The sequence below is a fragment of the Cupriavidus sp. F041 genome (assembly GCF_057814235.1).
Map to the genome: position 1 here is coordinate 2147103 of NZ_JBVASY010000001.1, position 21370 is coordinate 2168472.

Below are 21370 nucleotides of genomic sequence, written 5' to 3' on the forward strand. Positions count from 1 at the left end.
GTCTGCGTAGGTGACTTGATACCGGCGGCTTCCGCCGTCCCTAGAAGATTTCGAACAGGCCGGCGGCGCCCATGCCGCCACCGATGCACATCGTCACCACCCCGAACTTCGCGCCGCGGCGCTTGCCTTCGAGCAGCAGGTGGCCGCTCATGCGCGCGCCGGACATGCCATAGGGATGGCCGATGGAGATCGCGCCGCCCGATACGTTCAGGCGCTCGTCCGGGATGCCAAGCGTGTCGCGGATATGCAGTACCTGGCTGGCAAAGGCTTCGTTCAGTTCCCAGATGCCGATGTCGCCCATGGACAGGCCGTGCTGTTTGAGCAGCTTGGGGATCGCGAAGACCGGGCCAATGCCCATCTCGTCCGGATCGCAGCCGGCCACGGCCATGCCGCGATAGGTGCCCAGCGGCTGCAGGCCGCGGCGTTCCGCTTCCTTCGCTTCCATCAGCACCATGGCCGATGCGCCGTCGGACAGCTGCGACGCGTTGCCGGCGGTGATAAATGCGCCTTCCGCGACGCGCTGCCCGTTCTTGAACACGGGCTTGAGCGCCTGCAGGTCGGCCAGCGTGGTACCTGGGCGATTGCCTTCATCCCTGGCGAGCGTGACCTGCTTCTCGCTGACCGCGCCGGTCGCCTTGTCCGTGACCAGCATCGTCGCCGTCATCGGCACGATCTCGGCGTCAAAGCGGCCGGCTTCCTGGGCGACGGCGGTGCGTTGCTGCGATTGCAGGGAATAGGCATCCTGGGCCTCCCGGCTTACGCCGTAGCGCTGCGCCACGATCTCGGCGGTTTCCAGCATCGTCATGTAGATCTGCGGCAGCGTCTGGTCCAGTTGCGGGTCCTGCGCCCGGTAGCGGTTGATCTTGTCGTTCTGCACCAGCGAGATCGATTCCAGCCCGCCGCCCACCGTCACCTGCATGCCGTCGACGATGATTTGCTTGGCCGCGGTGGCGATTGCCATCAGCCCGGATGCGCACTGCCGGTCCATCGACATGCCCGGCACGGTGACGGGAAGGCCGGCGCGCAACAGTGCCTGGCGCGCGATGTTGCCGCCCGTTGAGCCTTGCTGGACCGCGCAACCCAGGATGACGTCGGCAACCTCGGCCGGGTCGATGCCGGCGCGCCGCACGGCATGCGAGATGGCGTGGGCGCCAAGCTCCTGCGCCTGGGTGTTGTTGAATGCGCCGCGATGGGCTTTGCCGATCGGCGTACGCGCTGTGGATACGATGACTGCTTCACGCATTTGAAGTCTCCTGTGCGTTGATGTCTGGGAATGCATTATTTAATGCACTATTCAATGCTCATTCATGACGATCGGACACATCCCTGGCGATGGCGAGGAATCTCTCCAGGTCGTCGCGGATCTGCTTCTTGTTGTATTTGCCTACGCTGGTCTTCGGGATGTCCCGCGTGATGGCCACGAGCTTGGGCAACATCCACTTGGTGATCTTGCCGGTAGCCACGCCATGCACCTTCAGGAATTCGATGACGCTGTCCTCGGTGGCCTCGTAGCCCGCGCGCACGCTGACCAGCGCCATGGGCTTCTCGCCCCATAGCGGATCGGGCACGCCGACCACCGTGGCTTCGTGGACGAAGTCCGCCATCGCGATCAGGTTTTCCAGCAGCACCGTGGGCACCATTTCCGCGCCGCTGCGGATCACGTCCTTCATGCGGTCGGCGATGGTGATATAGCCTTCGGCATCCACCTTGGCGATGTCGCCGGTGTGCAGCCAGCCGTCCTGCCAGAGCTCGGCGCTCTTCTCGGGATTGCGGTAGTACTGCTCGGTCGTCCAGGGCGCGCGCACGACGATCTCGCCGACGGTCTGGTCGTCCTGCGGCACCGGCTTGCCTTGCTGGTCCACGACCTCCACCTCCACGCCGAGGATCGGCAGGCCGGACTTGACGAGCACGGCATCGGTCTCGTCGCGCTCCAGGTGCACCATGGTCTTCTTGATGAACGAGCCGACGATGGTGGGCGCGGTCTCCGTCATGCCGTAGCCGGAGCTCATGCGGAAGGTGGGGATCAGGGCTTCCAGCTTGCGCTTGAGTCCGAGCGGCAGCGCGCCGCCGCCAACGCTGACGCGCACCAGGCTGCTGAGGTCATATTTGCCGAGGTCCGGATAATCGAGCAGCATGGCCGCGATGGTCGCAACAATGCCGACCGAAGTCACTTTCTCGCGTTCCACCAGTTCGCAGAAGCCCTGTACGGTGAAGGTGCCGTGCAGCACGATCTTCTGCGCGCTGTAGACCGCGACGAACGGCTGGCCCCAGCCGTGGATGTGGAACATAGGCGTGTTCAGCAGCGGCACCGCGCCTTCGCCCAGGCGCGTGCCCAGGCCATCGGCGATATCGTGGTCCGGCGTGTTGCCGATGGCGAGCTGCGCCATCATGTGGATCGTCAGCAGGTACAACTGGCGGTGCGTAAACGTCGCGCCTTTCGGCTGGCCGGTGGTGCCGGTGGTGTAGCACAGCGTGGCGTTGACGTCCTCGTGCAGCGCGGGCCAGTCGAAGGTATCGGCCTGGCGGGCGAGCAGCGTCTCGTAATCGATGATGCCGGGGATTCGCGTCTGCGGCAGCCCCGGCGTGTCAGACATATAGACCACCGTCTCGACCACGTCCCTGATCTGGTCGTAGATGCCCTCCAGCAGGGGCATCAGGGTGTCGTCGACAAAGAGGATCTTGTCTCCCGCGTGCCGGATCGTGTAGACGATGTGCTGCGGCGAGAGCCGGACATTGATCGGGTGCAGCGTGGCACCGATGCCCGTCACGCCGTAGTACAGCTCCAGGTGGCGATGCGTGTTGAGCGCCATCGTTGCGATGCGGTCGCCAGGCTCGCCGGGCGTGCCGGCCCGCGCCTTCAGTTCGCCGCTCAGTCCGTTGGCAAGCTGCGCCACGCGCCGGTACCACTGCATCCAGGAAAAGCGGAAGTACTCCCCGGTGGCCGGGTTGCGGTAGACAACGCCGGTTTCGTTAGGGTACATCCGCACCGGCCGCTTCATGATGGTCGTGAGCAGAAGCGGGTAGTGGGTGCTGAACTCCGGATAGGTTCTGAATTCCATCTTGTCTCCTGGCGATTTCTGCGATTCTGGCGATCTTGATGCGATGTCCCGCTACGCGCTCCCCTCGCGCACCGCCCGCGGCCGGCGGCGTGGCTCTTCCACCCGCAGGGCAAGCGCGAAGGCAATGCCCATGACCGCGATGGCGGCAACGAATACCAGCGAGAAGCGCACGCCCTGTGCCAGCAGCCCGCCGAGGACCGGACCGCACGCCATCATGGTGTAGGTGGCGGTGTCGGAGACGGCCAGCAGCATGGGGCGGTCGCGCCGGTTGCCGAACTCCAGGGCGAAATTGTCCGCGGACAGGAGGTAGCCACCGAAGCCGGCGCCCAGTCCGCAGAAGACCAGCAGGAATGCGCCCAGCCCATCGCAGAGCAGCAGCGCGGCGGTCGACACGGCCCAGAGGCCGATGCTGCCCAGGAAAACCAGGCGATAGCCGTAGCGGTCGGCGATGCGGCCCCAGGCGAGGTTGCTGGTGGTCTGCGCCAGCAGGTAGGCAATGCTCAGGTAGCCCAGCGTGGCGCCGGACAGCGGGAGATGGCTGCCGACGTAGATGGCGTAGAACGGCACCGCCATCATGCTGAACGCCACCAGCGCCCGGGCGACGAAGAAGCGCACATAGTGCTTGTCCGCGCGCAGCAGGGCAGGAACCTCGCGGATGCGCTGGCGAAAGCCGGACTGCGACCGTACATCGTGCAATACCGGCTCGCGCATCCGCGTCAGCGCGGAGATGCCCAGGCTGGTGAGGACGAACGCGGCCAGGAAGGTGGTGGCATAGCCATTGCCGAACACATTGCCGCCAACGAGGAAGCGCCCGCCGAGATAAGCCACCGCCGCCGCGATCAGGCCGCCGAGGAAATTGCGGAGCGCGCTCAGCATGCCCCGGCGCTCCAGCGGGATGATCTTCGAGGTCAGGTAATTGAAGGTGACGTTCTGGACGCCGTTGAACAGGCCGAACAGCAGCAGGAACACGGCGGCAGCGGTCAGCGCCCCGTCACCGGAGAGCAGGAAGGCGGACAGGCCCAGGCCGAGGATCCGCAGGCGGACCAGCCATCCCACCAGGTAGATCAGCGGCATCACACGCTGGCGATGCTCGATCTGCGTCGCGCCCCAGATGGAGGACATCGCCATGCCCGCGTACTGCGCGTACAGCACGCATCCCCCCACCAGCTTGGAGCCGGACAGCAGGTAGATGTACGCCGGCACGAAGGTGGGGGCGGTCACCAGCCGGAATCCGGTCATGCCCAGCATGCCGTGGATCAGGTAGGCCTGGGCGTTGCGCGGCAGGTGCTGTTGCACGTGAGCGCGGAAATGGTGTTCCGCCAGTTTGTGCTGCACGCCGGGGGCGTGCGTTTCATGCAGGGCCGCTCCGGCGCCCATGGCCACCGCCACCGCGGCGGCTTCTGACGCGCAGTCCGCTTTCATGCCGGCGAGCCTCCACGCGTGGCCGCCAGCGATGCATATCGATGCAGCGCCTGGTCCAGTTCCACCGGCTCCAGCGAAAGCAGCTCGGTCACCGCTTTCAGCCAGTCCGGGCGCTCACGGGTACAGACCGAGATCGGCTGCGGCGTCTCCGAGTGCTGCGACGCCAGCATCGCGTAGTTGGCGGCATAGCTGGGCGGGCGCACGTCGGTAGCCAGGTCGGCAATGGCGTAAGGGTCTGGCGGACCGGTTCGCGTGGTGTCGACCACCGGGATATACGGATTGCGCGCGGCGGTGCCGCCACCTGCAAGCCCAGGACCGTCGCGCAGGATGGCGCCGCGCACCTGGTCCGGCCGCGCGCCGGCAAGCAGCAAGGCGATATAGCCGCCAAGACCGCGTCCGGCCACGGTCGACGGGCCCAGGTGCGCCAGTGCGACATCCGCGTCAGCCATCAGGAACTCGCAACTGTAGCCGCCGCCACGCGGTATGTCTGACAGCCCGTGGCCAGTGAAATCCAGCGCGTGTACCGGGCCGGGCCATGCCGCGTACTCCGGCGGCAGAGCCTGCGGCGCGCGTTCGCCCAGTCCGTGCAGCAGCAGCAGCGCTGGACCGCTGCCGGACTTGAGCGGATGTAGGGCGAGGCGCAGGCGGTTGTGGCGCAGGTAGACGGTCATGAGCGTAGAAAGCGCAGGATGAGGTCCGCGGTCTCGCGCGGCTGCTCGATATGGATGAAGTGCCCGGTGTCGCGCATCACATGGACCTGGGTCGTGGGCGGGAAATACGGCGCCAGGTCGGCGGCGGTGGCATCCCATCCCATGGGTTCGCGTTCGGTGCCGAAAATGGCCAGCATGGGAATGGGGAAGCCGGGCAGGCGGTCGGTCATCCAGCGCGCCCGCATGGGGCCGAAGCCGGAGGCGCCGATCACGGGGTCGAGCTTCCAGCGCCAGCCGTCCGCATCCTGCCGCGCGCCCAGCGATGCCAGGTAGCGCAGCCATGCCAGGCTCAGCCGCGGATTCATCCGGGCACGCCGTTGCGCCAGTTCCTCCAACGTGCCGGGCTTACGCAGGAGGCTCGCGCTCTGCCTGCGCGTATCGAGCCAGCGCGTGATGATGGGGGCGGTCATCGACTTCTTCTCACGCACCGCGCTGTCCGCGTGCGGGTTGCGGAAGGGCAGGCCGTCGATAGCCACGAAGCGGGTGAAGCGATGCGGCAGCGCCTGGATCGCGTGGACCAGCAAGGAGCCGCCCTTGCTGTGTCCGATCGCAATCAGCGGCTCGCGTGTGACCGAGTCGGCCACGGCAAGCAGGTCGCGCTCGTCGGCAACCCAGCTGTACAGGTCGGCATGCTCGGAATCTCCGTGGCCACGCTGGTCGTAGGACACCACGCGGTAGCCGCCATCGGCCAGCAGTGGCGCGAAGGCGTCGAAGGTCCGCGCGAAATCCAGGGCGCCGTGCACCAGCAGGATGGGCGTGGCGCCGGGCTCGCCCCATTCATGGACAGCGATGCGGATGCCGTCGGCAGTGACGGTGCGCATGCGGTCCGGTGCGCGGGTGCCAGGGAAGGCCGGGACGGCACGGCGCGTCGCGCCGATGGCTTCACCCTCCATTGTTGTCTCCTCGTTGCGCGCCACGGGGAACAGGCCAGTGTGTTGCTTTTGGCGGTTTCGTGTTTGCGGTATGTTTTTTTGGAATCCTATCACACTGTCTGTGAATACTAGTGCGGCCGTTTTTCGCGCCATGCGGCAGGGGCGGCCGGACACTCCCTCCATTTTAGGAAATGGAGTATTGACGTTGCCGGGATTGACTTATATAACCAGCTAAGCCGGTATGCATGGAACGCCGGGCAGGACGTAGCAAGCCAAAATAAAAAAGGAGACAAGCGTGGATGACCTGGAAACCTTCCGGCAGGAGGTACGTGCCTGGCTGGAAGCGCAATGCCCGTCCGAGATGCGGCAGCCGGTACGCAACGAAGACGATATCTGCTGGGGCGGACGCAAGTTCCGCTTCCAGTCCGAAGCGCAGCGCCTCTGGCTCACGCGCATGGGCGAGAAGGGCTGGACGGTGCCGGAGTGGCCGCGCGAGTACGGCGGCGGCGGCCTGTCCCGCGAGCAAGCCAAGGTGCTGCGCCAGGAGATGCAGGCGCTTGGTTGCCGGGTGCCGCTGCAAAGTTTCGGCATCTGGATGCTTGGCCCGGCGTTGCTGAAGTTCGGTACCGAGCAGCAAAAGCGGGAGCACCTCCCCAGGATCGCGCGTGGGGAAATCCGCTGGTGCCAGGGCTACTCGGAACCGAACGCCGGGTCGGACCTGGCCTCGCTGCAGACGCGCGCCGACGAGCGTGGCGATCACTTTGTCGTCAACGGCCAGAAGGTCTGGACCTCCTACGCCGACAAGGCGGACTGGATCTTCTGCCTGGTGCGTACCGATTTTGCGGCGCAGAAACATACCGGCATCAGTTTCCTGTTGTTCGACATGGAGACGCCGGGCGTGTCGACGCGCCCGATCGTGCTGATCTCGGGCAAGTCGCCATTCTGCGAGACCTTTTTCGATGAAGTCGTGGTGCCGCGCGGCAACCTGGTCGGCGAGCCGAACGGCGGCTGGACCATTGCCAAGTACCTGTTGACGCACGAGCGGGAAATGATCAGCGCCATCGGCAGCCGAGGGCGGCGCCCGCCGATGGGCAGGCTTGCCCGCGACACGCTGGGCCAGAATGAACGCGGGGAGGTTGATGCGCCGATGTTGCGCGCGCCGATCGCCACCTTCGAGATCGACGAGGTGGCCTTCGGGCTGGCGGGAGAGCGGGCCGTGGACCTTGCCAGGCAAGGCGAGGGCATCGCGGCGTTCTCCTCGGTGCTGAAGTACTACGGGGCCGAACTCAACAAGCGGCGCTATGAACTGCTGATGTCGATCGGCGGCAGCGAAGCGCTGGAATGGGAGAGCGAGCGCAGCCAGGACGGCGCCACCGCGCGCGGCTGGCTGCGCAGCAAGGCCAACTCGATCGAGGGCGGCACGAGCGAAGTGCAGCTCAATATTGTCGCCAAGCGGCTGCTTGGCCTGCCCGGCGCCTGACGCCGCCAGAACTTCACGCTTCGGAAACGACCATGGCCATCGTATTGAACCAGACCCAGGAGATGCTGCGGGACAGCGCCCTGGCATTCCTGCGCGAAAGCGCGCCGGTCGCGATGTTGCGCAAGCTGCGCGATACGCGCGACGAGACCGGCTTCTCGACCCAACTCTGGAAGGACTTCGCCGGACTGGGCTTTGCCGGCGTGCTGATCCCAGAGCAGTATGGCGGCAGCGAGCTTGGCGTGGTGGAGGCTGGCGTCCTCATGGAAGCGCTGGGCCGTACGCTGGCGCCCACGCCATTCTTCTCCACCGCCTTGCTCGGCGCATCGCTGATCTCACGGTGCGGCAGCGAAGCGCAAAAGGCGAAGCTGTTGCCAGCCATCGCCGCCGGCAAGCACCTGACGGCACTTGCGATCGACGAGAGCGCGGCGCACCGGCCGGAGCGGCAGGCGCTGCGTGCGGCGCAGCAAGACGGTGGCTACGTGCTCAATGGCGCCAAGGTGTTCGTCATCGACGGGCACATCGCGGATACGCTGATCGTAGTGGGCCGCACCAGTGGCGACACGGCCGACCCGGATGGCATTACGCTCTTCCTGGTTCCACGCGGCAGCGACGGCATCGACATCGAGCGCACCGTGATGGCGGATGCCCGCAATGCGGCCCGGGTGCGGTTCCGGGATGTCCGGGTCGACGCCGGCGCCGTGCTCGGCCGGGTGGGCGGCGGCGCGGCCATGCTCGGCCAGGTCCTCGATATCGCGCGCGCCGCGCTGGCGTCGGAACTCGTCGGCATTGCCGACGAGGTGTTCGAACGCACCTTGCAGTACCTGAAGGAGCGCAGGCAGTTCGGCAAGATCATCGGGGAGTTCCAGGCGCTGCAGCATCGCGCCGCCCACCTGTTCAGCGAAATCGAGATCACGCGCGCGGCGGTGTTGCGCAGCCAGCAGTTGCTCGACGAAAGCCCCGCCCAGCCTGTCGCCCTCGTATCGGCCGCCAAGGCGCGGGCGGGCAGCACGGCGACGCTTGCGGTGCAGGAAGGCGTGCAGATGCACGGTGGCATCGGCATGACTGACGAGTTCGAGATCGGCTTCTATATGAAGCGCGCTTGCGCCGCGCAAACACTGCTCGGCGACACCAACTTCCACGCGCATCGCTGGGCCACGCTGCGCGGCTACTGAGCGCCGCAGCGCACCATCCTGAAACCGGTTCGCAGGTCTTCCGCGCGCAGGCGCGGGGCCTGCGCTCGCCCTTGCTCCTGCGCTGGCGGGGTTTGCATTGCACAACGTGCGCGCCGCGAACGCGGACCCTAGGTAAATCCACTAGACATTCAAGGGCGAGTTCGGTTGTCACGAATTAGAACTCTGGGTATGCTAAGTACGCTATCTGCATAAACAGCAGCCCGGTGGAAAATCGTTGTGCAGGTTCTTTATTTCTGGTCGTAGTACGCGCTATTTAAGCGTCAAACGATTCCGGCATGCTGCACGGGTCAGCCACATGAAGCACCGAACAGGAGACGATATGGTCGGGGCGGCAAGAATTATCGTATCTACGGTATCTTTCTTCGAGGCGGGCGCCACGCTATGAGCGCCTACATCCTGCGCCGCTTGCTGGCGCTGCTGCCCACGCTGCTGTTCGCCAGCCTGATCGTCTTCGTGATCGTGCGCATGGTGCCGGGCGATGTGGTTGACCTGATGCTGAGCCAGAACGACATCAGCGCCGATGCAAAAAGCCGCGACGACCTGATCCGCGCGCTAGGGCTGGACCAGCCGATGTGGCGCCAGTACCTGCACTGGGTCGGCAGCATCGTGCTGCACGGCGACCTGGGCCAGTCGCTGTGGCAGGGCGAGCCGGTGCTGAAGATGGTGGTGGCGCGCATGCCTGCGACGTTTTCGCTTGGCGCGATGGCCTTGTTCGTGGCGTTGTCGGTAGCGTTGCCCGTCGGCGTGCTGTCGGCCATCCGGCAGGACACCGCGGCCGACTACGTGGCGCGCTCCTTCTCCATCCTGATGCTGGCGGTGCCGAGCTTCTGGCTGGGCACGATGGTCATGGTGTTTCCCTCGGTGTGGTGGGGCTGGTCGCCGGAGGTGCGCTACGTCCCCTTCCTTGAAGATCCGCTCCAGCACATCAGCAACATGCTGGTGCCCGCCATCATCCTCGGCATGGCGCTGTCCGCCATCACCATGCGGATGACGCGCACGATGATGCTGGAGGTGCTGCGGCAGGACTACATCCGCACGGCATGGGCCAAGGGACTGAACGAACGCCTGGTGATCCTGCGCCATGCGCTGCGCAACGCGCTGATCCCGGTGGTGACGCTCATCGGCCTTCAGGCGCCGCTGCTGATCGGCGGCGCGGTGGTGATCGAGCAGATTTTCGCGCTGCCGGGCATGGGATTGCTGTTGCTGGACGCCGTCAACCAGCGGGACTATCCCGTCATCACCGGCGTGTTCCTGGTGGTCGGCGTGGCAGTCATGCTCATCAACCTGCTCGTGGACCTGAGCTACGGTCTGTTCGACCCGAAAGTGAGGCATCGCTGATGGCCCGTCCAATCGCAAACGCCCCAGCAATCCAGGCGGCGCAACCGCCGCGGCCGATGTCCGGCACGGGTTGGGCTGTCGCTGCCCTTGCTCTGGTGAAGCGCCTCTTCCGCGAGAAGCCGCTGGGCGCCGCCGGCGCGGTGATCTGCCTGATCTTCCTGTTCTGCGGTGTCTTCGCCGACTGGCTGGCGCCATATGGCGTCAACGAGATCAGCATGATGAAGCGGCTGCAGCCACCGTCGTGGGCGCATCCCTTCGGCACCGACAACCTCGGGCGCGACATGCTGTCGCGCTGCCTGTATGGCGCGCAGCTTTCCGTGATCATCGGGCTGTCGGCGGCCACGCTCGCCACCGCGGTGTCGGTGGTGATCGGCATCCTGTCCGGCTACCTTGGCGGCAAGTTCGACCTGATCGTGCAGCGCATGGTGGATGCGTGGATGAGTTTTCCGGACCTGGTGATCCTGATCGTGGTGGTGTCCGTGCTCGGCCCGGGCAGCTGGCAGATCATCGGCACGCTGGGCCTGCTGCTGGGCGTCGGCGGATCGCGCATCATCCGCAGCGCGGTGGTCTCGGTACGCGAGAACATGTATGTCCACGCCGCGCAGTCCATGGGCGCCTCCACCGGCCGCATCCTGTGGCGCCATATCCTGCCCAACGTGCTGCCGCCCATCATCGTGCTGTTCACCACGCGCGTGGGCACGGCCATCCTGGCCGAGTCCGGACTGTCCTTCCTCGGGCTCGGCGTGCCGCCGCCGGCGCCGACCTGGGGCGGCATGCTCTCCGGCAACGGCCGCACCTTCATGTTCCAGGGGCCCTGGCTGGCGCTGGCCCCCGGCATCTGCCTCACCGTGGTCGTCTATGCCATCAACGTCTATGGCGACGCACTGCGCGACCTGCTCGATCCGCGCATGCGCGGCACGCGGTAACGAGATACCAGGGGCTGGCGCCATGACGCCGGCCCGGGAGGATCCAGGGGCGCGGGCGCATCGCTTGCGTCGCGGCTTGACGGGCGCAACTAGGAGGCAACGATGGAGGGACGCGGTTTGAAAAGAACAATAGTCTCGGTGGCAACGGGCGCGGCACTGGCGCTGTCCGCCGGCGCGGCCAGTGCGCAGGCCGAAGCGCCGAAATACGGCGGCAATCTCGAAATCGGCTCGATGTATCCGACCATCTCCGCCTTGTCCTGGGACCTGGCGGACTGGAACTGGAAGCAGAACTACGATACCGGGCAGGTCTACGAGCAACTCTTCGTGGCCGATCTTTCCAAGGCCAGGCGCAACGGCGGCAAATATGCCTTCCAGGCAGACGCCTGGCTGCCTGAGGATGCGATCCGCGGCGAGCTGGCCGAGAGCTGGAAGTGGGTCGATCCGCTGACGCTGGAAGTCAGGCTGCGCAAGGGCGTCAAGTTTCCCGCCAAGGCCGGCGTGATGGAAGAGCGCGAACTGGTGGCCGACGACGTGGTCTTCAGCTACACCCGGATGAACAGCAGCGCCAAGAAGATCCCGGCCTACTACGACCACCTCACCAAAGTCGAGGCGACAGACAAGTACACCGTGGTATTCCGCTTCAAGGAATACAACGCTGAATGGGATTACCGCTTCGGCTGGGGCTACTACTCCGGCATCATGCCCAAGGAAGTGGCGGCCGCCGGCGCCGGCAACTGGAAGAATGTGAACGGCAGCGGGCCTTTCCTGCTGAGCAACTTCGTGCAGGGCACTTCCAGCACCTATACCAAGAACGCGCAGTACTGGGACCGCGACAAGATCGGCGGCAAGGACTACAAGCTGCCCTTCGTCGACAAGGTGGTACTGCGCACGGTCAAGGACGAGTCCACCCGCAACACCATGCTGCGCACCGGCAAGCTCGACGTGCTGGAGTATGTCCGCTGGACCGCTGTCGATGAACTCAAGAAGAGCGCGCCGGCGCTCAAGTGGTCGCGCTGGTTGTCGACCAATGGCCAGTACGTGGCGCTGCGCGTCGACACCAAGCCGTTCAACGACGTCCGGGTGCGGCGCGCGCTGAACATGGCGGTCAACAAGCAGGAGATCGTCAAGCAGTTCTACGGCGGCAATGCCGAACTGTTCGCCTATCCGCAGCATCCGGACTACGCAGGCTACTTCGAACCGCTGAGCGCCATGCCGGAGCCGGTGAAGGAGTTGTTCACCTACAACCCGGACAAGGCACGCAAGCTGCTGGCGGAGGCGGGCTATGCGAAAGGCTTCACGTTCAAGGTGCAGGTATGCGCCTGCCAGCCCGAGCACCTGGAGCTGCTGCCGCTGATCGGAGCCTATCTCGAACAGGTTGGCGCGCGCATCGAGATCCAGCCGATGGAGTACGGCGCCTTCCTGTCGGCCATGACCACCAAGACCAATGCGCCCGGCTACCTGATGAGCAACGGGCATACCAACCCGACCACCACGATCCGCAAGAGCTTCGTGAAGGGCCAGGTGTGGAACGCCGCGCAGTGGGGCGATCTGAAGTATGAGCAGCGCGTGAACGAAGCCTTCCAGATGCGCGACCTCGGCCGCCGCCAGGAGGCATTGCGCGCGCTGACGCGGGACGTGCTCGCGGATGCGCCGTATATCTGGCTGCCGATCCCTTACCAGTACACCGCATGGTGGCCCTGGGTGAGGAACTACGACGCCGAACTGCGTGCGGGTGCGGTGCGTCCCGGCCCGATCTACGCGCGGATGTGGATCGACCAGGACATGAAGAAGAATATGGGATTCTGAACCCGTGACGCGAACGCGCGGGCCGGAGCGCCCGGCCCGCGTATTACCGTCATTCAGGCAATTGGCCACTTTGCCACTCAGAGGAGGCGCATGACGCAGCCCATTCTGCAGGTGAACAAGCTGACGACGCGGTTCCGTACGGACCGTGGCGTGGTCACGGCGGTGGACCAGGTCTCGTTCGACGTGGCGCCGGGCGAGACGCTGGCCATCGTCGGCGAATCCGGCTCGGGCAAAAGCGTGACCGCGCTGTCGATCCTGGGGCTGATTCCCAGCCCGGCCGGACGGATCGAATCGGGCGAGATCCTGTTCGACGGACAAGATCTGCTGCAGCTCAGTCCGGCACGCATGCGCGCGATTCGGGGCAACCGCATCGCCATGATCTTCCAGGAGCCGATGTCCTCGATGAATCCGGCGCTGACCGTTGGCAAGCAGATCGCCGAGCCGATCAACCTGCATCAGGGCATGCCGTGGAAGACCGCGCTCGGCATTGCCGGCGAGCTGCTCGGCAAGGTGCAGATCCCGGAAGCGGAAAGCCGGCTGGGCGCCTATCCGCACCAGTTCTCGGGCGGCATGCGCCAGCGCGCCATGATCGCCATGGCGCTGGCCTGCAAGCCGCAGTTGATCATCGCCGACGAGCCGACCACTGCGCTCGACGTCACGGTGCAGGCCCAGATCCTCGACTTGCTGAAGGATCTCGCCAGCAAGTCGGACACGGCGCTGATCCTGATCACGCACGACCTGGGCGTGGTGGCGCGCTATGCCGATCGCGTGGCCGTGATGTACGGCGGGCGCATGGTCGAGACCGCGAGAGCGCGGGAGCTGTATGGCCATCCGTCGCACCCGTACACGCGTGGCCTGATGGCCTCGGTGCCGCGCATTGACGGCGATACCCGTCAGCCGCTGGTGCCGATCGACGGCCAGCCGCCCGACCTGACCGCGCTGCCGCCCGGCTGTGCCTTCATGCCGCGGTGCAAGCTAGCCTCCGATCAATGCGGCCTGTCGCGCCCGGCGCTGCGTGCCGTTCGCCCGAACCACTACAAGGCATGCTTCCTCCATGATGCAGACTGAGACACAGGCGGCGCCTGCCGCGCCCCGGTATGGCGAGATCGGCGACGAGATCCTGCGCGTCGAGAATCTCAAGGTTCATTTCCCCGTGACCAAGGGCGTCTTCATCAAGCGTCAAGTGGGATCTGTGAAGGCCGTGGACGGCGTATCGTTCACGCTCAGGCGTGGCGAGACACTTGGCCTGGTCGGCGAAAGCGGCTGCGGAAAATCCACGACCGGGCTGGCCATCATCAAGATGCTCGCCGCCAGCGGCGGTCGGATCGCCTTTGACGGGGACGACTTCTCCACCTTCAGCAAGGCGCAGGAAAAGAACTTCCGGCGCAGCGTGCAGATGGTCTACCAGGACCCGTTCGGATCGCTGAATCCGCGCATGAAAGTGCGTGACATCATCGGTGAGCCGCTGGAGGTGCATGGCATGGCGAGCGACAAGGCGCGCTATGGCGCGCGTATCGCGGAGCTGTTGCAGATGGTGGGGCTGCTGCCCTACATGGCGGACCGCTACCCGCACGAGTTTTCCGGGGGGCAGCGCCAGCGCATCGGTATTGCCCGGGCTTTGGCCGTGGAGCCCAGGCTGATTGTCTGCGACGAGCCGGTCTCCGCGCTGGACGTGTCGATCCAGGCGCAGGTGGTCAATGTGTTCATGGAGTTGCAGCGGCGCCTTGGGCTGACCTATGTCTTTATTGCCCACGATCTCGCGGTGGTGCGCCATATCAGCGACCGGATTGCCGTGATGTATCTCGGCCGCATTGTGGAGATCGCCAGCCGTGACGAGCTATATGCGAATCCGCGGCATCCCTATACCAGGGCGTTGCTGTCTGCCGTGCCGGTGGCCAGTGTCGAGGCGGAGGAAAGGCGGCAGCGGATTGTGCTGAAAGGGGAGGTGCCGAGTCCGTTGAATCCGCCGGCGGGGTGCCGGTTTCATCCGCGCTGCGCGCAGGCTACTGAGCGGTGCAGGGGGGAGGATCCGGTGTTGAGGGAGAGGGGCGGTGGGCAGATGGTGGCTTGCCATTTGGAATGAGTGGGTTATTGTTTTCTATTTGGTTATATTCTGGCGGTGTTGGTTTTTGGACCCAAATGAATACGGCGTCCCCCGCAGGGGGATGTCGTACGCTGTTGGGTCCAAAAACCAACGCCGCTTAAAAAAAGCAATAACCGATTAAAAATCGATAAAAAACCCCCCTGTCACTCCCCAGAAAACAACCCCATAAATAAAGGCCGAATAAATAAATCCCCAGCATTCCCCCCGGAAGCATCCGGCACCCACCGCTGCAACTCCACCGCCGCATTAATCATCCCATTCACCTGCAACGAAGCAATCGACTGATCCATCGGCCGGATCGACCCATCCTGCATCCCCTGCACCAGAAACCGTGTAAACCGTGCCGACAGCCGGCTCATCGTCAACATCTTCTCCTTGCGCATCTCCTCCGGCAGCGCCCCATAGATGGTCAGCCGCAGCAGCGGCCCCTTGCTTGAGAACTGATAGCTCACCAGCGCACGCGAGATCGCGCACAGCTTGTCCCAGCCCGTGCCCGGCCCTTCCTCCACCTTCGACTGCGCATCCCGGATGACCGCGAACATGCGGTCGAAGCAGGCGGAGATCAGGTCGTCCTTGTTCTCGTTGTGGTGATAGAACGATCCCTTGGTGAGATTCAGCCGCGCGGAAATGCGATCCGCGGAGGCGCCGCGATAGCCCAGTTCGTTGAGTAATTCGGTGGCGGCGCGCAGGAAGGCTTCCTGAGTTGTCTCGGGTGTGTCGATCACCGGCAGCGGCGGCGAGGCGGGTGTGGTGTCGTCCCATTTCGAGGAAGGCGAGGCAAAGCCGTTGAGCAGCAGATCCACGACCGTTTCCGCGACTTTCGGGTAGTCCTGCGGTTCGTAGCGCTCGACCCATGTCATCGCGCCGCTGGTGAGCGACAGCAGCAAGTGCGCTGCCGCGCTGAGCGCGCTGCGTTGCGCGGGGCTCCGCGGTGCTTCCGCACGCAGCAGCTTGCGGATACGCCGGAACATGTCCGTGTACGCCTCGAAGGCGACATCCGCGTGGGTGTCCGGCAGCGAGCGGATCTCGCGAAAGCTCATCAGCTCCGGGCGCTCTCCCGTTGCCGTCCTGGCCAGCCGCTCGAAGAACAGGGCGATAAACCGGCGCACCCGTGCCTCCGGGCCGGGCTCGCCGGCCGTGGCGTCGGCGATGCCCGCCATCTCGTCGATCGTGCGCATCAGGCAGGCCACCACAAGGTCTTCCTTCTTGCGGTAGTAGTAGGTGATGCTGTTGGTGCTGAGCCCGACCTCCTGCGCGACGTCCGAGAGCGTGGCGCCACGCAAGCCCTTCCGGTTGAACAGGCGGGCAGCCGCGTCGAGAATCGCTTCGCGTTTCTCCACATAACGGCGTGTGGGGCGGGCTTCCGCTGTTTCCTTGAGCATGGAGTGATGTATCTGCGTTCGTTGGCCGGAGGCGCGGATCATTTGAGCGGGCGCATTGATCCGGGCGGTCTCGACGGGACTGTAAGTGTACCGAACGGATTCACAGGATGGCTTCCGTTTGATGCCGCGCAAGGGCTCACCAACGTGGCATCCGATCGCCTGGCGGCGCGAGGAGGGCATCGGATGGCCAGCGGTACCAGCGGGATCGACCTGATCAACGCGGCGAACAGCACCAACGGCGATCCCGTCATCGACCTGCGGGGCATCGCGTTCACATGGCCCGGGCAGGCTGCGCCTTGCCTGCGGCTCGACCGGTTCCGGCTGGGCGCGGGCGAGCAGGTATTCGTCTGTGGCCCGAGCGGCAGCGGCAAGAGCACCTTGCTGTCGATGCTGGCCGGGGTGCTGGTGCCGCAGCAGGGCAGCCTGCGCGTGCTGGGCACGGCGCCGGATGCGCTTAGCGCGCCGCGGCGCGACCGCTTCCGGGCCGACCATATCGGCCTCATCTTCCAGCAATTCAACCTGCTGCCCTATCTTTCCGTCGTGGACAACGTGTTGCTGCCGTGCCGCTTCTCGCGCAGCCGTCGCGAGCGCAGCGCGGCGCAGGGCGCCACGCCGCAAGCCGCCGCGCATGCGCTGCTTGCGCAGCTCGACCTGCCGCGGGCGCTGTGGCAGCGTGCCGTGACCCGGCTTTCCGTCGGCCAGCAGCAGCGCGTGGCGGCGGCCCGCGCGCTGATCGGCCGCCCGCGCCTGGTGCTTGCCGACGAACCCACTTCCGCGCTGGACGCGCCCCGACAGCAGGCCTTCATGGACTTGCTGCAGCGGGAATGCGGAACCGCCGGCGCCAGCCTTGTGTTTGTCAGCCATGACGAACGCCTGGCCACGCGCTTCCAGAGGCGGGTGTCGCTGCCGGCGGCCTATGCGCCGGATGCGCCGGATGTGGCGGAGGCGGCAGGATGGTGATGCTCGCGATGGCCGCGCGCAGCGCATGGAACCGCCGCTTCAACCTGCTGCTGATGCTGCTGGCAATTGCCATGTCCACTGCCATGCTGCTGGGGGCGGAGCGCATCCGGCACCAGGTACGGGCGAGTTTTGCGCAATCGGTGTCCGGCACCGACCTGGTGGTGGGCGCGCGCACCAGCCCGGTCCAGCTGATGCTTTACACCGTGTTTCACCTTGGCGGCACGACCAATAATATGAGTTGGGACAGCGTCCGGCGACTGGCGGGCCATCCGGCCGTGGCGTGGACCATTCCGCTTTCGCTGGGCGACTCGCACCGAGGCTTCGCGGTGCTGGCGACCACCGCCGGCTACTTCGCGCATTACCGCTACGGCGACCGGCAACCGCTGGTGCTCGCCCAGGGCCAGCCGTTCGCGGCGCTGTTCGATGCCGTGCTCGGCGCCGAGGTGGCGAACCGGCTGGGCTATCGCGTGGGCGACCGCATCGTATTGAGCCACGGGGATGGCGATGGAGAAGGGCCGGCGCACGCGGTCCATGCCGGGCATGAGGACAGGCCCTTCGTCGTGAGCGGCATCCTTGCGCGCACCGGCACGCCGGTGGACCGCACCGTGCATATCGGGCTGGAAGCGATGCAGGCCATCCACCTTGGCTGGGAAGGCGGCATGCCGCTGCCGGGCCTTGCCATCCTCCCGGAGCAGGTGCGCAAGTTCGACCTGACGCCCCATAGCGTGACCGGCGTGCTGGTCGGACTGAAGCTCAGGTCGCACGTCTTCACCGTGCAGCGGGAGATTGCCGAAGACCCGCATGAGCCGCTGATGGCGGTGCTCCCGGGCGTGGCGCTGGATGAGCTATGGCGCGTGACCGGTGTCGCCGAGCGCGCGTTGCTGGTGGTGTCGGGGCTGGTGGTGGTGGTCGGGCTGGCGGGGCTGGCTTCGTCCATCCTTGCCGCGCTGGGCGAGCGGCGGCGCGAACTCGCCATCCTGCGCTCGGTCGGCGCACGGCCGCGCGACCTGTTGGCGATGCTGGCGCTGGAAGGGCTGGTGGTGATGCTGGCGGGCGCGCTCCTTGGCCTCGCGCTGGTGACGCTGCTGGCGGCGGTGTCCGGCCCTTATCTGCAATCCGCCTTCGGCGTAACGGTGCCTGCAGCCTGGCCCACGCCGGGCGAATGGCCGCTGCTGGCCGCCGCGGTGGGCGCCGGTTTCTGCGTGAGCCTGCTGCCTGGATGGCGCGCCTATCGCCTGAGCCTGGCCGACGGGCTGATGCCGACGACATGAAGACGAAGACGCCAATGACTGCCCGCTTCCGGCGCACGTTGCTTGCGCTCACGGTCATCGCGCTGGCCGGCGGAGGCGCGGCGTATTTCTTCCGGCCGCTGTCCGCGCCGGAGTCCGGGGCCAACGCGGGCGCCGCCACACGCGAATCCGCCTATGCAGTAGGCGAGGCATTGCGCCCTGCCGTCGCGCCTTCCACGCCTGACCCCGCCTTCCGCGAGATAGCGTGGCGAGATTTGCTGCCAACGGGCTGGGACCCGCTGGCGCCGTTCAAGGGCCTGAAGCTCGACGAACTCGACGACGCCGATCCCCGCGCGCAGATTGCCCTGTACAAGGCACGGCAGTACTGGAAGAACGCGCCCGTTGAACCCACCCCGGATGGCGCGGCGGTACGTCTTGCCGGTTTTGTGGTTTCACTCGACGCAGAGGGCGAGGCGATTCGCGAGTTCTTGCTGGTGCCGTACTTCGGCGCGTGCATCCATGTGCCACCGCCGCCGGCCAACCAGGTCATCCACGTCCGCACGGACAAGCCGTTGCCGGGGCTGCGCACCATGGACACCGTGTGGATCGGCGGCGCGATGCGGGTCGTGCGGGCAGACACCATGATGGGCTACGCCGGCTATGCCATGCACGGGGCGCGGGTGGAGTCCTATCGCCCGCCCGCGCGGCAATAGCGGAGGCAGCGCGCGCTCCATTCTTGCTCCGGAATCAAGTATCTTCTGCGCGGGACATGGTTTTTCTCGTGGCGGGCAGCGCGGATACTCGGGGCATGTTCGCTGTGAAGGCAAGCAGGGCTTGCGTTGCGGCAAGCCGTGGCCCCATCGGCCAGATAAAACCCCGAATCAGGAAACAACAATGCCCATTCCCGCCCTTGGCCTCGGTACCTTCCGCCTGCAAGGCCAGACTGTCATCGATTCCGTGCGCAACGGCCTCGACGTTGGCTACCGCGTGATCGACACCGCGCAGATCTACGGCAACGAGGCCGAAGTCGGCCAGGCCATCGCCGAGAGCGGCGTCGCCCGTGCCGACCTGTTCGTGACGACCAAGATCTGGATCGAGAATCTCTCACGCGACAAACTGGTGCCCAGTCTCAAGGAGAGTCTCGCCAGGCTGCGCACCGACCATGTCGACCTGACCTTGATCCACTGGCCGTCTCCGGACAACGCGGTCCCGGTCGCCGAATTCATGACCGCGCTGGCCGAGGCTCGCGAGCAAGGACTCACCCGCCAGATCGGTGTATCCAACTTCACCGTCGACCTGATGCGGCAGGCGATCGACGCCGTTGGCGCGGGGGCGATCGCCACCAACCAGATCGAGTTGCATCCCTTCCTGCAGAACCGCAAGGTCGCTGACTTTGCGCGCAGCCAGGGCATACACATTACGTCGTATATGACGCTGGCCTACGGCAAGGCGCTGCAGGACCTGGTGATACGGGAGATCGCGCAGCGGCACGGCGCTACGCCTGCGCAGGTGGTGCTGGCCTGGGCCATGCGGCTTGGATATGCGGTGATTCCGTCTTCGACCAAGCGGGCTAACCTGGAGAGTAATCTTGGGGCCGTTGATTTGCGCTTGTCGGAGGGGGAGATGGAGGAGATCTCGGGGTTGGAAAGTGGCGGGAGGTTGACCAGTCCGGAGGGGTTGGCGCCTGTTTGGGATTGAGGCGACACGGATGGGATGTTACCGAAGCCGGCGCGGCAGCCGTCGCTCAGCCAATCATGTGCGGGCTCGGCCGTTGCCGCCGGGCACCGGTTTCATCCAGGCGATAGCCGTGGCCATACACGACCATGATGACCAGGCCATTCCGGGGATGCAGCTCCAGGGTCGCGCGCAGGCGCGACACCAGGCTGGCCAGCCCACGCGACCGCGGCGGCAGCGCATAGCCCCAGATCGCGCATTCGATGTAGGCGTGGGACAAGACGCGGCCGACGCTGGAAAACAGCAGCGAAGCAAGATCGAACTCCTTGGGGGGCAGCGGCATGCGGCGCCCCTGAAACACGGCCTGGTGCGACTGGCAATCCAGTGAATAGTGCCCGACCGTGATGTCCGGGCTCGGGGCTTGCTGGTGTGAGGCCGCGCGGCGCTGCAGCGCGTGCAGCCGGGCCACCAGTTCGCGCAAGCGCAGGGGGTGGATCATATAGTCGTCGGCCCCGGCTTGCAGGGTATTGACGACCGAGTCCTCGTCACGGCGGTTGGAAACCACCAGCACCGGCACCTTGCAGCGCCCGGCGCCGCGCAGCGCGCACACAGCCTCAACGGCAGGCAGGTCGGCCAGTTCCTGGTCGACCAGCAGGACATCGTAACCGGACTGGTCGATGCCGCGAAAGAACTCGCGGCTTGCGTGGTAGGTGTGGCAATACACCCCGGCGCGGGAGAGGGCGTCTGCCATGATCTTGGCCTTAAGCGACCGATCCGCGAGCAGTGCAATCTTCATAGATTTGTCCAACGCGTTAGTGCGGTTCGCGGGCCGGCGCGCGCATCGGCTGCGATACCTCTGTATCTCATTGCCGCAGCCTGGCGTCCGGTTCAGCCAGCGACCCGGCACGCGCGAGCCCCAGTGCCTGCAAGGCGTGGATATCGGAGGGAGGGGAGGCGGCAGCGGAAAGCATGCCGCCAGTTTACTGGCGGCGTGCTGGCAATGAAATCGGACACGTCCTAAACGCGCGAGTCCGGTGAGCGCGCGCGAGCGCTTTGCTGTAGTTGCCTGAGTAGAAACATTTGCCTATTACGGGTCTTTCGCAAAAACGGCCCCGTCCCGATAATCCACACGTCGTCCCGGGAACACCGCCGGGACGGCCCGGGCCTCAGTCCTCTTGCGGTGGCGTCAAGGATGGCCGGCTGCCCGTAGTGATA

At 65.7% G+C, this 21370-nt stretch carries 18 protein-coding genes; 11 read left to right on the top strand and 7 right to left on the bottom strand.

All coding sequences use genetic code 11. From position 1 onward, the window contains the following. Positions 1–40 precede the first annotated feature (40 nt). From ACZY0R_RS09810 to ACZY0R_RS09830, 5 genes are read right to left on the bottom strand one after another with little or no spacing between them, the layout of a single operon-like run. On the bottom strand, positions 41–1243 hold the full coding sequence (locus tag ACZY0R_RS09810; protein WP_488858174.1) for an acetyl-CoA C-acyltransferase: 1203 nt from the start codon (positions 1241–1243) through the stop codon (positions 41–43). 58 nt (positions 1244–1301) lie between these two features. Further along, positions 1302–3059: a long-chain-fatty-acid--CoA ligase gene (locus tag ACZY0R_RS09815; protein ID WP_488858175.1), complete on the bottom strand. Its 1758-nt coding sequence runs from the start codon at positions 3057–3059 to the stop codon at positions 1302–1304. A gap of 51 nt (positions 3060–3110) precedes the next feature. Continuing rightward, a complete protein-coding gene (locus ACZY0R_RS09820; protein WP_488858176.1) occupies positions 3111–4481 on the bottom strand; it encodes an MFS transporter in 1371 nt (456 codons plus the stop codon). Beyond that, positions 4478–5152 (bottom strand): alpha/beta fold hydrolase, encoded by a 675-nt coding sequence (locus tag ACZY0R_RS09825; RefSeq protein WP_488858177.1) that lies wholly within the window; start codon positions 5150–5152, stop codon positions 4478–4480. Before ACZY0R_RS09825 ends, ACZY0R_RS09820 begins: the two co-directional genes overlap by 4 nt. Then, entirely contained in the window at positions 5149–6084 is a 936-nt protein-coding gene (locus ACZY0R_RS09830; protein ID WP_488858178.1) for an alpha/beta fold hydrolase, read from the bottom strand. The genes ACZY0R_RS09825 and ACZY0R_RS09830 overlap by 4 nt, the downstream gene beginning before the upstream one ends. Before the next feature lie 274 nt (positions 6085–6358). Here ACZY0R_RS09830 and ACZY0R_RS09835 point away from each other — a divergent pair, with 274 nt between their 5' ends. From ACZY0R_RS09835 to ACZY0R_RS09865, 7 genes are all read left to right on the top strand, one after another. Next, complete coding sequence (locus ACZY0R_RS09835) at positions 6359–7543, top strand: acyl-CoA dehydrogenase family protein (RefSeq protein WP_488858179.1); 1185 nt, start codon at positions 6359–6361, stop codon at positions 7541–7543. A gap of 32 nt (positions 7544–7575) precedes the next feature. Then, positions 7576–8715 (top strand): acyl-CoA dehydrogenase family protein, encoded by a 1140-nt coding sequence (locus tag ACZY0R_RS09840; protein WP_488858180.1) that lies wholly within the window; start codon positions 7576–7578, stop codon positions 8713–8715. 402 nt (positions 8716–9117) lie between these two features. Then, positions 9118–10074 (top strand): ABC transporter permease, encoded by a 957-nt coding sequence (locus ACZY0R_RS09845; protein ID WP_488858181.1) that lies wholly within the window; start codon positions 9118–9120, stop codon positions 10072–10074. A 95-nt stretch (positions 10075–10169) separates the two neighbouring features. Next, positions 10170–11000, top strand: coding sequence for an ABC transporter permease (locus ACZY0R_RS09850; RefSeq protein ID WP_488858182.1), 831 nt, complete (start codon positions 10170–10172; stop codon positions 10998–11000). A gap of 102 nt (positions 11001–11102) precedes the next feature. Next, the gene (locus tag ACZY0R_RS09855; RefSeq protein ID WP_488858183.1) at positions 11103–12806 is read left to right on the top strand and encodes an ABC transporter substrate-binding protein; all 1704 of its coding nucleotides are present in this window, start codon (positions 11103–11105) and stop codon (positions 12804–12806) included. Positions 12807–12896: 90 nt separating this feature from the next. Further along, positions 12897–13874: an ABC transporter ATP-binding protein gene (locus ACZY0R_RS09860; RefSeq protein WP_488858184.1), complete on the top strand. Its 978-nt coding sequence runs from the start codon at positions 12897–12899 to the stop codon at positions 13872–13874. Next, positions 13864–14889, top strand: coding sequence for an ABC transporter ATP-binding protein (locus ACZY0R_RS09865; protein ID WP_488859620.1), 1026 nt, complete (start codon positions 13864–13866; stop codon positions 14887–14889). The genes ACZY0R_RS09860 and ACZY0R_RS09865 overlap by 11 nt, the downstream gene beginning before the upstream one ends. Positions 14890–15053: 164 nt before the next feature. Here ACZY0R_RS09865 and ACZY0R_RS09870 read toward each other — a convergent pair whose 3' ends face one another. Next, positions 15054–16292: a TetR/AcrR family transcriptional regulator gene (locus ACZY0R_RS09870; RefSeq protein ID WP_488858185.1), complete on the bottom strand. Its 1239-nt coding sequence runs from the start codon at positions 16290–16292 to the stop codon at positions 15054–15056. A gap of 183 nt (positions 16293–16475) precedes the next feature. Here ACZY0R_RS09870 and ACZY0R_RS09875 point away from each other — a divergent pair, with 183 nt between their 5' ends. The 4 genes from ACZY0R_RS09875 (at position 16476) to dkgB (ending at position 20179) form a co-directional block, all read left to right on the top strand. Next, positions 16476–17252: an ATP-binding cassette domain-containing protein gene (locus ACZY0R_RS09875; RefSeq protein ID WP_488858186.1), complete on the top strand. Its 777-nt coding sequence runs from the start codon at positions 16476–16478 to the stop codon at positions 17250–17252. Then, positions 17246–18523, top strand: coding sequence for an ABC transporter permease (locus ACZY0R_RS09880; RefSeq protein WP_488858187.1), 1278 nt, complete (start codon positions 17246–17248; stop codon positions 18521–18523). The genes ACZY0R_RS09875 and ACZY0R_RS09880 overlap by 7 nt, the downstream gene beginning before the upstream one ends. Before the next feature lie 14 nt (positions 18524–18537). Then, entirely contained in the window at positions 18538–19194 is a 657-nt protein-coding gene (locus tag ACZY0R_RS09885; protein ID WP_488858188.1) for a DUF3299 domain-containing protein, read from the top strand. Positions 19195–19375: 181 nt separating this feature from the next. Further along, on the top strand, positions 19376–20179 hold the full coding sequence (gene dkgB / locus ACZY0R_RS09890) for a 2,5-didehydrogluconate reductase DkgB (protein ID WP_488858189.1): 804 nt from the start codon (positions 19376–19378) through the stop codon (positions 20177–20179). Between the two features lie 46 nt (positions 20180–20225). On the opposite strand, the gene ACZY0R_RS09895 is transcribed toward dkgB, so the two are convergent. Then, positions 20226–20951 (bottom strand): response regulator transcription factor, encoded by a 726-nt coding sequence (locus ACZY0R_RS09895; protein WP_488858190.1) that lies wholly within the window; start codon positions 20949–20951, stop codon positions 20226–20228. Positions 20952–21370: the final 419 nt, after the last annotated feature.